This window comes from Pseudoalteromonas sp. CST2 (genome assembly GCF_028599385.1).
Lineage (GTDB): Bacteria > Pseudomonadota > Gammaproteobacteria > Enterobacterales > Alteromonadaceae > Pseudoalteromonas > Pseudoalteromonas atlantica.
The window spans coordinates 66,862-83,278 of sequence record NZ_JAQREO010000005.1 but is presented as its reverse complement, the minus strand read 5'-3'; the positions used below and the strand labels follow the sequence as shown (position 1 = coordinate 83,278).

At 42.2% G+C, this 16,417-nt stretch carries 14 protein-coding genes; 2 read left to right on the top strand and 12 right to left on the bottom strand.

Features of this window, described 5'->3' with window-relative positions; translation table 11 throughout:
- The first annotated feature begins 3 nt into the window (after positions 1–3).
- Complete coding sequence (locus PSH41_RS08835; RefSeq protein WP_443197747.1) at positions 4–2,226, top strand: CHASE2 domain-containing protein; 2,223 nt, start codon at positions 4–6, stop codon at positions 2,224–2,226.
- Positions 2,198–3,859 carry an HD family phosphohydrolase gene (locus PSH41_RS08830; protein WP_273588837.1) on the top strand — a complete coding sequence of 554 codons (1,662 nt, stop codon included), beginning with the start codon at positions 2,198–2,200 and terminating at the stop codon, positions 3,857–3,859. The genes PSH41_RS08835 and PSH41_RS08830 overlap by 29 nt, the downstream gene beginning before the upstream one ends.
- 257 nt (positions 3,860–4,116) lie before the next feature.
- Here PSH41_RS08830 and PSH41_RS08825 read toward each other — a convergent pair whose 3' ends face one another.
- The 12 genes from PSH41_RS08825 to prlC all read right to left on the bottom strand — a co-directional run bounded on the left by PSH41_RS08825 (position 4,117) and on the right by prlC (position 16,363).
- A complete protein-coding gene (locus PSH41_RS08825; RefSeq protein ID WP_273588836.1) occupies positions 4,117–5,544 on the bottom strand; it encodes an NAD-dependent succinate-semialdehyde dehydrogenase in 1,428 nt (475 codons plus the stop codon).
- A gap of 229 nt (positions 5,545–5,773) precedes the next feature.
- Positions 5,774–6,112, bottom strand: coding sequence for an ISC system 2Fe-2S type ferredoxin (gene fdx, locus PSH41_RS08820; RefSeq protein ID WP_004585776.1), 339 nt, complete (start codon positions 6,110–6,112; stop codon positions 5,774–5,776).
- Between the two features lie 10 nt (positions 6,113–6,122).
- Positions 6,123–7,985 carry a Fe-S protein assembly chaperone HscA gene (hscA, locus tag PSH41_RS08815; protein ID WP_273588835.1) on the bottom strand — a complete coding sequence of 621 codons (1,863 nt, stop codon included), beginning with the start codon at positions 7,983–7,985 and terminating at the stop codon, positions 6,123–6,125.
- Positions 7,986–8,026: 41 nt separating this feature from the next.
- On the bottom strand, positions 8,027–8,554 hold the full coding sequence (gene hscB, locus PSH41_RS08810) for a co-chaperone HscB (protein ID WP_004585774.1): 528 nt from the start codon (positions 8,552–8,554) through the stop codon (positions 8,027–8,029).
- Between the two features lie 96 nt (positions 8,555–8,650).
- Positions 8,651–8,974 (bottom strand): iron-sulfur cluster assembly protein IscA, encoded by a 324-nt coding sequence (gene iscA, locus PSH41_RS08805; RefSeq protein WP_004585773.1) that lies wholly within the window; start codon positions 8,972–8,974, stop codon positions 8,651–8,653.
- A gap of 9 nt (positions 8,975–8,983) precedes the next feature.
- Positions 8,984–9,367 carry a Fe-S cluster assembly scaffold IscU gene (iscU, locus tag PSH41_RS08800; RefSeq protein ID WP_004585772.1) on the bottom strand — a complete coding sequence of 128 codons (384 nt, stop codon included), beginning with the start codon at positions 9,365–9,367 and terminating at the stop codon, positions 8,984–8,986.
- 42 nt (positions 9,368–9,409) lie between these two features.
- Entirely contained in the window at positions 9,410–10,627 is a 1,218-nt protein-coding gene (locus PSH41_RS08795; RefSeq protein ID WP_004585771.1) for an IscS subfamily cysteine desulfurase, read from the bottom strand.
- Between the two features lie 25 nt (positions 10,628–10,652).
- Entirely contained in the window at positions 10,653–11,144 is a 492-nt protein-coding gene (gene iscR / locus PSH41_RS08790; protein ID WP_004585770.1) for a Fe-S cluster assembly transcriptional regulator IscR, read from the bottom strand.
- A 220-nt stretch (positions 11,145–11,364) separates the two neighbouring features.
- Complete coding sequence (gene trmJ / locus PSH41_RS08785; protein ID WP_054982876.1) at positions 11,365–12,093, bottom strand: tRNA (cytosine(32)/uridine(32)-2'-O)-methyltransferase TrmJ; 729 nt, start codon at positions 12,091–12,093, stop codon at positions 11,365–11,367.
- Between the two features lie 99 nt (positions 12,094–12,192).
- Positions 12,193–12,948 carry a class I SAM-dependent methyltransferase gene (locus PSH41_RS08780; protein ID WP_004585768.1) on the bottom strand — a complete coding sequence of 252 codons (756 nt, stop codon included), beginning with the start codon at positions 12,946–12,948 and terminating at the stop codon, positions 12,193–12,195.
- Between the two features lie 50 nt (positions 12,949–12,998).
- Positions 12,999–14,180 carry a response regulator gene (locus tag PSH41_RS08775; protein ID WP_273588834.1) on the bottom strand — a complete coding sequence of 394 codons (1,182 nt, stop codon included), beginning with the start codon at positions 14,178–14,180 and terminating at the stop codon, positions 12,999–13,001.
- Positions 14,181–14,311: 131 nt separating this feature from the next.
- Positions 14,312–16,363: an oligopeptidase A gene (gene prlC / locus PSH41_RS08770; RefSeq protein WP_264390150.1), complete on the bottom strand. Its 2,052-nt coding sequence runs from the start codon at positions 16,361–16,363 to the stop codon at positions 14,312–14,314.
- Positions 16,364–16,417 lie beyond the last annotated feature (54 nt).

Sequence of the window (16,417 nt, the reverse complement as noted above, 5' to 3'; positions counted from 1 at the left end):
GTTATTTCTCGCGTTTATATTCCTAAAATTTACCGCCACCTATTTGTAGGCTTAGCCATTACGCTGCTTATAGCTGCTGTAGAATTATTCTCAAGTGGCGCATTAGCCAAGCTGCTCAATAGGGTCGAAGGTATTATTTACGACTCTAGGCTATTGCTAACTTTACCCGATACTCCCCGTCAGCTCGACGAAACCGTTGTTATTATCGACATAGATGAGAAAACGATGCAAGAGCAAGGGCGTTTCCCGTGGAGCCGGGCAAAAATGGCAGACCTGGTAAATAAACTCACAAAGGCCGGTGTTGTAGTTATTGCATTTGATATATTTTTTTCTGAACCGGAAACAAACCCTGTTAACCAAATTCAATCTAGAGCCCCTGATTTATTAAGTGCATACAAAGTAGCGTTAAATGATATTAAACATCAGGTAGATGCTGATACCACCTTTGCTAAAGCACTCAATAGTAACGATACCGTATTGGGTTTTTTATTAAACAACGATACCTACAAACAGCGTAACCCGTTGCCAGAAACAAGCATACTATGGCCAAAGAGCGAGCAAAGTAACTCCCAAGTAACCCAGTTTTTAGGCGCTACTGTTAATATACCTATGCTGCAAAATAGTGCTACGGGCAACGGATTTATCAATGCTCACAGCGAAAACGACGGATTTATCCGTAAAGCGGCACTGGTTAATAGAGTCGGTGATAAGCTCTACCCTTCTTTGGCACTTGAGGCAGCACGTTTATATACCTTAGCGAACAGTATTGAAACACGCGCGAGTGCCCAAGGCGACCTGACCTTCTTTGAAGGGGTTAAATTTCATGAGCATTGGATTCAAACAGATGAGTACGGCCAAATTTTTATCCCGTATAAAGGCCGTGCTAAAAGTTTTCAATATTACTCTGCCACAGATGTATTAACCAAAAAAGTTACCGAGCAGCAATTAGAAGGCAGCGTAGCATTTATTGGTACATCCGCAATTGGTTTAGCTGATTTGAGAGCAACACCAGTGGGTTTACAATACCCTGGGGTAGAAGTGCATGCCAATATTTTTGAAGGGCTACTCCATCCAGAAATTTTACCTTCTCAACCCACATGGGCTTTAGGGGCAACATTATTAATAATTACCTTTGTGGGCTGTTGCTTATCGTTTTTAAGCTTTCGTAAAAGCGCCCGCTTTATTGTCACACTTTCAGTGAGTGTGGCTGGGCTGGTTATATTGCTTAATTTTTATTTATGGTTAGTACAAAAAATTAGTCTGCCGCTATTTATGCCTCTGTTACTTATTTCCCTATTAGCAGCCTACTTTGTTTTTATTGGCTCTATAGCAGAAATGAAGCACAGCCGAAAAATTAAATCGATGTTTAATCAGTATGTACCGCCTGATCATATTGAGCAGTTAATTCGCCAACGTAAACAGCTTACTCAGCAAAGTATAAAACGAAATATGACCGTATTATTTGCTGATATAAGAAGTTTTACTGCGCTGTCGGAAGGAATGAGCGCAAATCAATTAAGTGATTATTTAAATCAGTACTTATCGGCGACTACAAAAGTTATTTTTGATCACAGCGGCACTATAGACAAATACGTAGGCGATATGATTATGGCCTTTTGGAATGCCCCACTTGAAGATAGCGACCACGCAAAACACGGTGTTGAAGCAGCAATGGCCATGGTAGCAGGCCTTACAAGCCTTAATAAAGCATTTGCTGAGCAACAGCTTCCTCCCATTAGCATTGGTGTGGGTATAAGCACTGGCGAAATGAATGTTGGCGATATGGGCTCGGTGTACAGAAAAGCCTATACAGTACTTGGAGATGCAGTTAATTTAGGCTCAAGAGTAGAAAGCTTGACCAAATTTTACGGGGTAGCTATTCTGGTTACAGAAGAGACAATGCTTGCTTGTCCACATATTGCATTTCGCTTAATTGATAAAGTACAGGTAGTGGGTAAAGTAAATGCAACTGAGCTATATGAACCTGTCAACTTTATAGCTGATATAAGCGAAAGCCAGCTATTTGAAATTAAAAAGTCGTTCACTGCTATGCAGCATTACAATAATAAAAATTGGCAACTGGCTCTATCGTTATTTGAAGAGCTAAGTGAAACTGCCTTATTGAGTGATCACGTTTACCACATTTTTATTAACCGAATTAAAAATACCGATTTGCAAACTTTAGCACAGGATTGGAATGGCGCCTTTATTCACAAAACAAAGTAGTAATAATATGTCTGAGTACATTAAAGATAGAACAAATCTACATCACTTTATTGATATTAGTATTAGGCTAACAACAGAAAAGGATGCGAGTAAACTTCTTGAAGAAATTCTACAAGTTGTTCTGTCTATTTCTAACTCTGACGCAGGGACTATTTACTCTATTACAGATGACAAGCAGCTAAAGTTTGAAACGGTTATTAATAAATCTTTAGACCTCTATTTAGGGGGAGCTTCAGGGAAGCCCGTTGACTTTCCTAATATAGATTTGTTTATAGATGGAAAAGAGAACGAAACAGCTATTGTCGCTCATGCGGTTAACTCTGGTGAGATTATTAACATACCGGATGTATACGCGGCCCTGCCCTTTGATATGAGCGCTGCGCGCAATATGGATGCGCGTACGGGGTATCGTACTCAGTCTATGTTAACGATTCCGCTAAAAGATCATACTGATGATATTATTGGTGTGATCCAACTGATCAACGTAAAAGATCAACACGACAATATAATCACTTATAGTGACGAACTTGTCACATTGATACGATCATTTGCATCGTTAGGCGCTATATCACTGACAAACTCTACCCTTATTAAGGGAATGGAAGAGCTATTTTCTAAATTTGTAGAAACCATTGCTATGGCCATCGACGAAAAGTCCCCTCATACCGGCGGACACTGTAAGCGAGTTCCTGCGCTTACTTTAATGCTTGCTGATGCTGTGCATAAAATTGACCGTGGTCCCTTGGCTAACTTTTTAATGAGTGATGCAGACCGCCATGAGCTAGATATAGCAGGCTGGCTTCATGATTGCGGCAAAATAGCGACCCCCGATCACATCATGGAAAAGTCGACCAAGTTAGAAACTATTTTTGATCGTATTGAACACATTGAAGCTAAATTTGAAGTTATTAAACGTGATTTAGAAATAAGCTATCAAAAACAAATTATCTCTGCAATGAAGCTCAATAGGCCAATTGAGGTTTTACAATTTGAGCGCTTACTCGATACCGAATTAAAACAACTTTCTTTAGATCGCGCGTTTTTGCAAAGAGTTAATGTGGGTGGCGAGTTTTTATCAGATGAAGATGTTGCGAATATTGACCGCATAGCATCTCACTATCATTTAACTATAAACGGCAAAGATACCCCGTTACTAAACGCAGATGAAGTAGAGAATTTACAAATACGTAGGGGCACACTAACGCTCGGCGAGCGCGACGTTATGAAGCGCCATATGGATGTGACTAAAAATATTTTAGACACACTGCCATTCCCTAAACATTTAAGTAATGTGTCTGAATATGCATTGGGCCACCACGAAAAACTAGATGGTACAGGCTACCCGCAAGGATTAACTAAAGAGCAAATGTCGATTCCGGCAAGGCTAATGGCCATTGCAGACATTTTTGAAGCCTTATCAGCAGTAGATAGGCCTTATAAAAAAGCAAAGCCTGTGAGTGAGTGTTTAGCTATTTTAGGAAAAATGGTAGAGAACAACCATTTAGACGCCGATATATTCGCGGTATTTGTAGAGAGTGAAGTGTATAAGCACTACATAAATGAGTACGCAATTGCAGAGCAATTAGACTTTGTTGATTTAACCACCCTACAGGGCTATTCACCTATAAAATAAGCCGGCTTCACTTAGTCAAGCTATAAAAAATGCCACCTTGCGGTGGCATTTACACACGGGTTATTTCTACAAGTAGAAATTCTTTTTATTTTTGATTACTTTTAAACAAAAATTATGCCGTAAATGTAGCACTAAGGCCTATATCTAGCAATAAAAAGGTAACCTGTAGTTATAGATCACTTAATTAAGCAAATTGGTATTAGTAACCTAAACCGTGCTGGGTAACCAATTTTTCATGGTTTCTGGTGTCATCGTTTTTAAACTTTGATACACACGTACTTTTCTTCAAGGTATTCATCAAGCCCTTGATGGCCGCCTTCTCGGCCTAAGCCTGATTGCTTAACTCCACCAAACGGTGCCACAGGGTTAGATATAACCCCTTCGTTAACACCAACCATGCCAAACTCAAGCCCTTCGCTAATACGATAAATCTGCTTGATATTTTGACTGTAAAAATAAGCCGCTAAGCCATATGGAACATCGTTAGCAAGGGCAAGTACTTCGCTTTCTTCATCAAAAGGAATAACCGTTAATACCGGGCCAAATACTTCTTCGTGGTATATATCCATTTCGGTCGTTACGTTAGTAACAATAAGCGGGTTTTGAAAGCTGCCGCCTAAGTCATTGTTATCCCCTATTAGGTCTGCGCCTTTATCAAGTGCATCTTGCACAAGCTGCTGCACTTTTTCTTTCGCTTTTGGGTAAATAAGAGGGCCAATGTCTACGTCCTCTTCAAACCCGTTGGCTACTTTTAATGCGGCTACTTTAGGCGTAATTTTACTAAGCACTTCATCTAAAATACTGCGCTGAATAAAAATGCGGTTTGCGGCTACACATGCTTGGCCACTGTTTCTAAACTTAGCCGCCATGAGGCCGTCGATTGCTTCGTCTATATCGGCGTTATCAAAAATAATAAAGGGGGCGTTTCCGCCAAGTTCCATGGAGGTACGTTTAATCGTACCCGCACACTGAGAAAGTAACTGCTTGCCTACGCCTGTTGAACCTGTAAAAGTAAATTTGCGTATCACTTCTGAGTCTGTAAGTATTTGTCCGACTGTTTTTGCGTCTTGCGAAATCAGTACGTTAAAAGCCCCTTTTACAAACCCAGCTTGATCGGCAAGGTATGCCAATGCCAAAGCACATAAAGGTGTATATTCAGAAGGTTTTAGCACAAAGCTACAGCCTGCAGCGTATGCTGGTGCCACTTTACGTGTCACCATAGCAACCGGAAAGTTCCAAGGAGTAATGCCAGCCACAACGCCTACAGGTTGTTTAAAGCTCGTTAATCTATGTGTATCGTCGGTTGGGGGGATCACATCGCCGTAACTGCGTTTAGCTTCTTCTGCAAACCATCTTATAAACCCAGCGCCATAGTCTATTTCACCTAACGACTCTTTAAGCGGTTTACCTTGCTCTTTGGTCATTAGCTCAGCAAGCGTTTGCTTGTGTTTTATTACCAGCTCATACCAACGCATTAGCGTATTACTTCGCTCAGTGGCATTGGTTGATTTTAACTTAACAAACGCACCTTGCGCTGCCTTTATTGCGCTATTAACGCCCTGCTCGTCTATATCACTTACTTCAACAATACTTTTTTCGGTCGCGGGGTCGTCAACGCTAAAACGTTTATTGGTTTTATAAAATTCACCATTAATAAACGAGTCACAAAAAATTAGATTACTCAAAATAGACCTCCGAAATAGTTTTATGGGTTAGGTAAAACGCATAGCAGCGGGTTTAGCCAAAAGCGATAATTCCTTGACTGTAATTCGACCTGTAAAACGTGATCATTTTAGATCTAGGCCTATTTTAAAAACGCGACATAAAGTCGCTGCTACGTGCTTATACAATCTCTTAAACAAAAAAGCCGCTGTAAAAAACAGCGGCTTTTAAAAAATTCTCGTTAATTAAAAACTAGTGCTCTTCATTAACGATATTGAGATTGTACTTAGGTATTTCAACTACTAAGTCTTCATCTCTAATAACTGCTTGGCATCCTAAGCGAGATTCTGACTCTAAGCCCCATGCTTTATCCAGCATGTCGTCTTCTAGCTCATCGCTTTCATCTAGTGAGTCAAAGCCTTCGCGGATCACTAAATGGCATGTAGTACATGCACACGATTTTTCACATGCGTGTGGAATGCTAATGCCGTTTTTAAGGGCCACATCAAGGACTGTTTCGCCCGCAGGCGCTTCAAGTGCTGCACCGTCAGGACATAATTCCGGATGGGGAAGAAAAATAATTTGTGGCATTCTAACCTCTTTAAACGTTGTCTACTGACTGCCCTGTAAGGGCCTTTTTAATTGATGCATCCATTCTGCGCGAGGCAAAATCGCTGCTAGCGTTATCTACTTTTTCAATTGCGGCTTTAATTTCACCTGGCTGCTGCGCGGTTTCGCGCACTTTAGCAAGCTCGCTTATTTCAGCTTTTAAATTAGCAAGTTGAATATCGTCGAGCAAGTCACCGTCGCTAGCAAGTGACGCCTCTAGTGCTTCTATAACACGTAGCGCCTCTACTTGTTGCTCTTTAAGCATACGTGCTTGCATGTCATCTTTAGCGTTGCTCATTGACTCTTTGAGCATGTTAGCTACTTGGTCATCAGATAAGCCAAACGATGGTTTAACTTGGATTTCAGCTTGCACACCCGTTGATTTTTCCATTGCTGATACACTTAACAAGCCATCGGCATCCACTTTAAAGGTAACTCGAATATGTGCAGCGCCTGCTGCCATAGCCGGTATGCCTTTTAAGCTAAATTTAGCCAGCGAGCGGCAATCATCAACCAGTTCGCGCTCACCTTGTAGCACATGTAAAGACATTGCCGTTTGGCCGTCTTTAAAGGTAGTAAATTCTTGTGCACGAGCAACAGGAATAGTGGTATTACGAGGAATTATTTTTTCAACTAACCCACCCATCGTTTCAAGGCCAAGTGACAGTGGCAATACATCAAGTAATAGCATGTCAGAATCGGGCTTGTTACCTACTAATACATCAGCTTGTAATGCAGCACCTAGTGCAACAACACGATCCGGGTCGATTGAAGTTAGCGGCTCTTTTTCAAAAAAGCCTTCAACTTGGCTGCGAACCAGTGGCATGCGAGTTGAACCACCTACCATTACAACTTGCAGCACTTCTTCGTTTTCGATGCCAGCATCTTTAACTGCACGACGACACGAACGAAGTGTTTTTTTAACAAGTGGCATAGCCAGCTCGTCAAAGGTTTCGCGTGTCACTTCTACGGTGTGTTTTTGCTCGTCAAATTCAAGCACTACATTTACTTTTGCATACTGGCTTAGCGCTTCTTTACAGGCTTTTGCTTTATTAATAAATAAGCGAAGCACAGAAGGCGATAATGCCGAAATACCGGTTTGCTGCTTAAAGTAATCAACTAATAGCGAATCGAAATCATCGCCACCTAAGCTTGAATCACCGCCAGTTGCCATTACTTCAAACACACCTTGGTGTAAGCGAAGTATAGAAATATCAAAAGTGCCGCCGCCTAAATCGTAAACAGCAATGATACCTTCTTGGCCCGAGTCTAACCCGTAAGCGACTGCCGCAGCGGTTGGCTCGTTTAATAAACGTAATACGTTAATGCCAGCAAGTTCGGCAGCATCTTTAGTGCTTTGGCGCTGTGCGTCATCAAAGTACGCAGGCACAGTAATTACTGCTCCTAAAATGTCTTGATTACCAAAGCTTTGCTCTGCACGCGCTTTTAGAGCCGCTAAAATATGGCTAGAGGCTTTAACAGGGCTGATTTTTCCGGCATCGGTTTGAATGGCAAGCGAGCCGTTATCTTCACAAAACTGGTACGGTAATTGGCCGTAGCTTTGCTCTATTTCAGCTTGGGTTTTACCTAAAAAACGCTTAACTGAAATAAGGGTATTGGCTGGGTCTTGTGTTGCAGCTTGTGCAGCATCGGCGCCTACCGTGATGCCCCCAGCTTGGTAACGCACAACCGATGGCAACATGGCTGCACCAAGGTCATCTGTTAATGTGCGGGCTTCGCCACTTTGTACCGTTGCAACCAATGAATTAGTGGTACCTAGGTCAATACCTATTGCTAATTTGTGTTCATGTGGTGCCGCGCTCTGCCCCGGCTCAGCAATTTGCAATAATGCCATAATGCTCTTTAAACTCGTGTTGCTCGCTTTACAGCAAGTAATTAATCGTCAAATAAACTGTCTTCAATGCGCTCAAGTTCGTCTTCTAATTTATATACAAACTTTAATTTGCGAATGTTGTCAGCAGCTTGTTGATATTGCGCCTCGTCGTTACTTGCAAGTTGCTCGGCAAGTTCATTACTGTATTGGATTTTTAATTGCTTTATTTGTGATTCAAAATTGGCGATAGCGGCCTCAGGGTTACTTGCTGAAGCGAGCTCTTCAAGCTCCTCACGCAGTTCCATTTGCTGCATTAAGAACATTGGATCTTGCAGTGTTTGTTGCTCAGCTCGAATATCGACACCTAGTTCGCTGAGCATATATTCTGCTCGTTTTACTGGGTGTTTTAGCGTTTGTAGCGCATCGTTAATTTCAGCGGTACTTTGTACGGCCATTAACTTATCACGGCTGCTCGCATTAGCGTGGCGATCGGGATGCACTGCGCGCTGCAGCTCTAGGTAATGCTTATTTATTGTTGCCAAGTCAATGTTGTAATCAACTGGTATTGCAAATAACTCAAAGTAACGCATAGCTTCAACCAATAAAATTTAGAAATACAAATTTCACAAATAACAAAGCCCTACAATTACTGGCAGGGCTTAAAAATACTACAAAGGTAGCTGAGCTTAAACAGTAAAGCTTTCGCCACAACCACACTCGTCGGCTTGGTTAGGGTTATTAAATTTAAACCCTTCATTTAAGCCTTCTTTGGTGTAGTCAAGCTCAGTGCCGTCGATGTAAACCAAGCTTTTAGCGTCAACAATTAAGGTAACGCCTTTAGCTTTAAAGGTTTCATCGTCTTCGTTAAGCTCATCAACAAACTCGAGTACATAAGCAAGACCTGAACAGCCCGTCGTTTTAATGCCAACGCGCAGGCCTAAACCTTTACCGCGGTTTGCTAAAAATGATTGTACGCGGTTTGCTGCCGCATCTGTCAATGTCACTGCCATGAATTTCTCTTACTTCGCTTGTTTGCTTTTGTAATCAGCAATTGCTGCTTGAATTGCATCTTCAGCTAAAATTGAACAGTGAATTTTCACTGGTGGTAATTCAAGCTCTGCACTGATATCAGTGTTTTTAATAGTTGATGCTTCGTCTAGTGTTTTGCCTTTCACCCACTCTGTTACAAGCGATGATGAAGCAATTGCACTGCCACAACCGTATGTTTTAAATTTTGCATCTTCAATAACGCCTTCAGACGATACTTTAATTTGCAATTTCATTACGTCACCACATGCTGGTGCGCCAACCATACCCGTTGCCACTGACGGATCATTTTTGTCTAAAACACCAACGTTACGTGGGTTTTCTACGTGGTCGATTACTTTATCACTATAAGCCATAATTCTATCCTCATTACCTGCTACGGTAGGTGCTCACTCGTATTAGTGGTGAGCCCATTCAACTGAATCTAAATCAACACCTTCTTGATGCATTTCCCATAAAGGAGACATCTCGCGTAGGCGACCGATAGAGTTTTTCATTAATTCAACGGTGTAATCAATTTCTTCTTCGGTAGTAAAACGGCCAATACTAAAACGAATTGAGCTGTGTGCTAGTTCGTCATTACGGCCAAGTGCGCGTAGTACATATGAAGGCTCTAAGCTTGCTGATGTACACGCAGACCCTGATGATACCGCTATGTCTTTTACTGCCATAAGTAACGACTCACCTTCAACAAAGTTAAAGCTGATGTTTACAATACCTGGTACTGATTGGTCTTGTGCGCCGTTAAAGTATACTTCGTCCATATCAGCCATAATGCCGTCAATTAGGCGTTTACGTAATGCGCTGATGTGTGCGTGATCTTTTTCAAAATCTTGCTTAGCAATTCTAAATGCTGCACCCATACCTACTAGCTGATGAGTTGCAAGTGTACCTGAACGCATACCACGTTCATGGCCGCCACCGTGCATTTGCGCTTCTAGGCGAGCGCGTGGTTTACGACGAACGTAAAGTGCGCCAACACCTTTAGGGCCATATACTTTGTGGCCTGAGAACGACATAAAATCAACTTTAAGCTGTTGTACGTCGATTAATACTTTACCTGCGCTTTGTGCTGCGTCTACGTGGAACATAATTTTACGTTCGCGACACATTTCGCCAATAGTATTGATATCTTGAATTACACCTAGCTCGTTATTAACGTGCATAATGCTGACAAGAATGGTGTCGTCACGCATAGTTTCTTCAAGCTTTTTAAGATCTAACAGGCCGTTTTCTTCAACGTCCATGTAGGTTACTTCAAAGCCTTGGCGCTCAAGTTCACGACACGTATCGATTACTGCTTTGTGCTCAGTTTTAGCGGTAATAACGTGCTTACCTTTCTTTTTGTAAAACTGCGCTGCACCTTTAATTGCAAGGTTATTTGATTCTGTTGCGCCCGATGTGAAAACAATTTCACGCGGGTCAGCATTAATTAAATCGGCAATGTCTGTACGCGCTTGGTCAACTACTTCTTCAGCTTGCCAACCAAAACGGTGCGAACGTGACGCAGGATTACCAAAATTACCGTCCATTGTCAGGCATTGCATCATTTCTTTTGCAACACGCTCGTCAACAGGCGTGGTCGCTGCGTAATCTAAATAAATCGGTAACTTCATTTCTCTCTCCGCTGCAGGTCAACTTTTATAGTTGACAGCTTACTTGAATGTTTTCCAACTGCTTAATTGCATTATTGATGCTGTTATCTTGGCGAGATGCGATTTCTTTCACATCTGATTTTTCCACCAATTCAGCTAAGGTAATATTATTTAAAAACTCTTCGATACGTGCGCTTAAATCAGACCATAGGTTGTGAGTTAAACAACGCATACCGCTTTGACACCCGGTATCGGCACCTTGGCAACGTGTTGCATCTACCGATTCGTCTACGGCGCTAATTACATCGCCAACAGAGATAACCGCGGCTTCTCGGCCTAGCAAATAACCGCCACCAGGACCACGAACCGAGCTCACTAAGCCATTTTTACGTAAACGGGCAAATAATTGCTCAAGGTAAGACAAAGAAATTTCTTGTCTTTGTGAAATATCAGCAAGGGCAACAGGACCTACACTCGCATGTAGTGCAACATCCAGCATAGCTGTTACGGCATATCTGCCTTTTGATGTTAACTTCATAACGCCCCCCGCACAAAAGAGTGCAAATTTTAATTACCAGAGTAAAATAGTCAAGTATTATCACTTGATAAAAATTTGATTAAAGAACACTGTTCTATTAACAAATTTTTAATACCTGACCTTTTTGGTCAAGTATTAGGTGTATTGTAATTACTTGAGTGTTTTAGTCAAGTATTAGCTCGTTATTTACCCGCAGGTTTTTATAACCAATCGCTATACCTTACTTAGGAATAGATTTATTAATTGAGGTAAGAATACCGCGCAATATGTTTAGCTCTGCCTCTTCTGGGCGTGCACGGTTAAACAAACGGCGTAGCTTGGTCATTACTAAACCTGGATGCTGCTTAATAATAAAACCGGTGTTATCGAGCGTCTCTTCTAAATGCTCGTAAAATAACTCTGTTTGTTTTGAGCTTGGGTAAGCAGTCTCATCGTCTGCTTGCTCAGCCTTTGGCTGCTGATTTAAAAACGCCATACGCGTTTCGTAGCTTAGCGTTTGTACCGCCATAGCTAAATTAAGCGAGCTGTACTGTGGATTTGCAGGAATACATACATGGTAATTACACAGCTGTAGTTCTTCGTTAGTTAAACCGCTGTTTTCACGGCCAAATACAAGCGCTACAGGGCCGTTTACAGCCTCAGCAACTAGCTTTTCACCGCACTCACGTGGCTCAACCATAGGCCAAGACAGCGTGCGCGAACGAGCACTCGTACCAATAGTTAATGCACAATCGGCAATGGCATCAGCCACGGTATCAACAATAACCGCATTACCTAAAACATCAGTTGCACCGGCTGCTAAGGCGCTTGCATGGCTGTCTACTTCACAAGCAGGGTCCACTAAATACAGTTTTGATAAACCCATGGTTTTCATAGCGCGAGCCGCCGAACCAATGTTGCCAGAGTGTGAGGTATTAACTAAAACGATGCGAATATCATCTAAGATCATTGCTGTGCTACTTTACTATGCCAAAAAATTGTGCGAATTCTAACATAAAAGCGCGCTAAGATCCTAGATCCTTAAAACCGATCAACACGCTAAATACCGTTAAACCATGGCCGCTTTTACATACACATCAAAACGGTTCTTTTTTGTTTTAATTTGCATGCTGGGGGTTTGATTGTTTAAAAATGGAGCGTAATCGGGGCGTTTAACTACCACACGCTTACTGGCAAGTGGGTAGGCGAATTCAAGTAAGTCATCGGCGTCGGTATCTGCGCCTACTAATGCCTGAAATACACGCATTTCTTTTTTAACTAACGCTGATTTTTCTCGGTGTGGAAACATAGGATCTAAATACACTACATCGGGCATGCTCTCGCACTGCTCTAACAACGTGTGGCTTGAGCCAAACACTAAACTCATATTTTGCTGCATCCAAGAACCAATCTCTGCATCTTCGTAAGCGCGTTTTAAGCCATCAAACAATAAAGCCGCTACCACAGGGTGGCGCTCATGCAGTATAACCTTACAGCCAAGTGACGCTAGCACAAAGCCATCTCGGCCAAGCCCGGCAGTAGCATCAAGTACAACAGGGGTTGCGCCTTTATTTAACCCTACCGCTTTTGCGATTGATTGGCCTTTGCCGCCGCCAAACTTACGCCTGTGAGCAACTGCACCTGTTACAAAGTCTACGTTTATTGCGCCAAGTTTAGGCTCATCGCTTTTTAAAAGGCTAAGGCCTTTATCGTCGTAATGCAGAGTAAAACCGCTGCAACTTTGCGCCCATTGGGCTAAGTTAAAACGCGTTTCTAGCTCATTTAAATATGGGCGACACTCTTTAAAAGCACACTGAATAACCACTACACACTCCGACGAAAAATTTCAGCTGCAGTATAACAAGCGTTAAAGCACTAAAATAGCTCTATATCGCTTTGATGCGCAAGACTATGTGAGCTGGCCTCCTCTACTTTAGAGCGTAAGTTGCACAATAATTCGTTGCGGCTCTCGGTCACTTGTTTAAGCTGGTACTTTATAAACGCTAAATCACTGTTTGCGGTTACTAGCAGTTGCATAGTTTCGTCTAATTGCGACATGTATAAAGTTAAATCGGCAGGATTGGCGTGTGCTTGTGTTTGCTTAATTGCACAGTTAAGTTCATGAAGTTGCTCTATAAACTGCCTTGTGTAGTCGTTTTGTACAACATTTTGGCTGGTAAGCTGCTTTACTATATCTTGCAAAGCAGTGCTAATTTGGGTGGCTTGTTCAAAGCTATTTTCGTTTCTTTCCATAGCAACGACCTTTTCGTTTGTCACTTCGAGTATGTGCGGGAATAAGTCTTTATAACGGCCGTATAAAGCATGATTATCAGCCGGCATATTTTTAATTAATAAAGATATTTTGGGGTAGTTAATAATGGTGCTGCTACCAATATCAACAAACCGCTTGGCATTACGGTGCTGCTCTAAAAGCTCCTGCTCGAGCGGGCATACGCCACTTTCTAAACTATAAAAATAGCTCCCCCCTTGATACCAAAATACAATAACAACGTCTAAATTAAACGGGCTAAAAAAGGTAAGTAAGTGCTCGCTTAACGAGTGAAAGTTATGAGAGTGATAGCTTTGCCCCACAAACCTAACAATACGCCCCATATCCCCCGACTCCGCCAAAGCCATTGCGGCGGTATCTTGCGCTTTAGCTACATCAAATTTTAGCTTTTCACACTGCTGCCGGTACTCATAAAGCACTTTAATGCGTGCCATTAGCTCTTCGGTGTTGAAGGGTTTTATTATGTAGTCAGACGCGCCTACGCTGTAGCCTTTTACTCTATCGTTAAGCTCCACCTTAGAGGACAAAAACATAACGGGTATATCGTGTGTTGACTCATCTTCTTTTAGTGCTTGGCAAACTTGGTAGCCGGATTTACCGGGCATTTCTATATCAAGTAAAATTATGTCGGGCGTGTGCTTTTTGGCTAGCTTAAGTCCTTGTTCGCCATCTTTAGCGTGAATAAGCTTACAAAAGCCCGCTAAAGCCTCTTCAATAATTCGATGAACATACAAATCGTCATCAATCGTTAGTACCAACTTTGCCATGCCCTAGTCCATTTTGCTGCGTATACACAAAGCATAGTACGGGAGGTTAAAATTACTAAAAACAATTGGCCAATATATTAAAAAACATAAAAAAAGCGCCATATAGGCGCTTTATAAGGTTAAGTAGTTGTTTATGCAGCTATACCACTGTGACGCAGTAGCGCATCAACATTTGGCTCGCGACCTCGGAACTTTTTAAATAACTCCATAGGTTCTTCACTGCCGCCTTTTTCTAAAATATTTTCTAAGAAGGCTTTACCTGTTTCGGCGTTAAAAATACCGTCTTCTTCAAATTTAGAAAATGCATCGGCAGAGAGTACCTCAGCCCATTTGTACGAGTAGTAACCGGCGCTGTAGCCACCTGCAAAAATATGACTAAAGCCATGTTGAAAACGATTAAACTCAGGCGGGTTAACCACCGACGTGCGGCTACGTACGTCGTTTAAAATCGCTTGAATTTGGCACTCTTGGTTTGCCTGGTAGTCGTGGTGGATTCTAAAATCGAACAACGAAAATTCAATCTGACGCAGCATTTGCATGCCAGAATTATAGTTTTTGGCAGCCAGTAGCTTATCAAGTAGCTCTTTTGGTAATGGCTCACCACTTTCAAAATGGCCTGAAATAAAGCTCAGCGCTTCTTCATCGTAACACCAGTTTTCTAAAAATTGGCTTGGTAGTTCTACGGCATCCCATGCAACGCCGTTAATACCAGCAACAGGAGCAGCATCAACTTGGGTAAGCATGTGGTGAATACCATGGCCAAATTCGTGGAAAAGCGTGGTTACTTCGTCATGTGTAAATAGCGCCGGTTTGTCGCCTACCGCTTTATTAAAGTTACACACTAAGTATGCCACGGGTGTTTGCAATTCGCCGCTGGCGCGTACTTTACGCCCCATACAGTCATCCATCCACGCACCGCCACGTTTGCGCTCGCGTGCATATAGATCAAGATAAAAACGACCGCGCAATGTGTTACTGCTATCAAAAATTTCAAAAAAGCGAACATCGCTGTGGTAGCTATCAAAGTCGCTTACTTCTTTTACCTTAATACCAAAAAGGCGGCTAACGGTTTCAAATAAACCGCTAAGTACTTTATCTGCAGGGAAGTAAGGGCGCAGTACTTCATCTGAAATTGCGTATTTTTCTTGCTTGAGCTTTTCGCTGTAGTAACCAAAATCCCATGCTTGAAGCTCAGTAATACCATGGTGTTGCTCAGCATAGGCTTTTAGTTCTGCCACTTCTTGCTCTGCTTGAGGCTTAGACTTAGCGGCTAAGTCTTCTAAAAATGAGAACACTTGCGCTGGCGACTCAGCCATTTTAGTTGCTAATGATTTTTCAGCGTAGTTATTAAACCCTAACAGCTGCGATAGCTCATGGCGTAGTGCAAGCTCTTCTTTCATAATGGCTGAGTTATCAAACTCACCCGCATTAGGGCCTTGATCTGAAGCGCGCGTACAAAATGCCGTGTAGGTTTCTTTGCGCAGTTCGCGGTCATCTGCATAGGTCATTACCGGTAAGTAAGACGGAAAATCAAGCGTAAATACCCAGCCGTCTAAACCTTTGCTTTTAGCTGTTTCGCTAGCAAGCGCTAATGCCGACTCTGGCAAGCCTGCCAATTGGCTTTCATCGGTAATGTGTTTATGCCATGCAAGCGTTGCATCCATTACGTTGTTGCCAAATTTAGAGGCTAGTTCAGATAAACGTGTGCTAATTTCTCCGTAGCGCTTTTGATCTTCTGCTGATAATGCAATGCCTGAAAGTTTAAAATCACGTAGGGCGTTGGTGATGGTTTTTTGTTGCGCAGTGCTGAGTGTTTTAAATTCATCGCTGTTATAAAGCGCATTATACGCTTCGTACAAGCCTTGATGCTGCCCGACAAATGTTGAGTACTCAGATATAAGTGGTAAACATTGCTCGTAGGCTTCACGCAGCTCGTCGTTATTCATGACTGAGTTAAGGTGCGATACCGGTGAAAACATACGCGAGAGTTTATCGTCGGCTTCTTCAAGGGGTAATACTAAATCGTTCCATGTAAACGAGCCTTTTTCTAACACGTCATCTATGGCTTTACGACATTGCTCTATACCGTGCTTTAGTGCCGGTACTACGTACTCTGGCTTTATTTTTGAAAACGGGGGTAAGCCTTCTAGGCCAATGAGTGGATTTGTTTGTGCTTCGCTCATGAATTTTCTCAATTTAATTGACTATGAATTTGAAGTTGGGGCAAAACGGTGAAA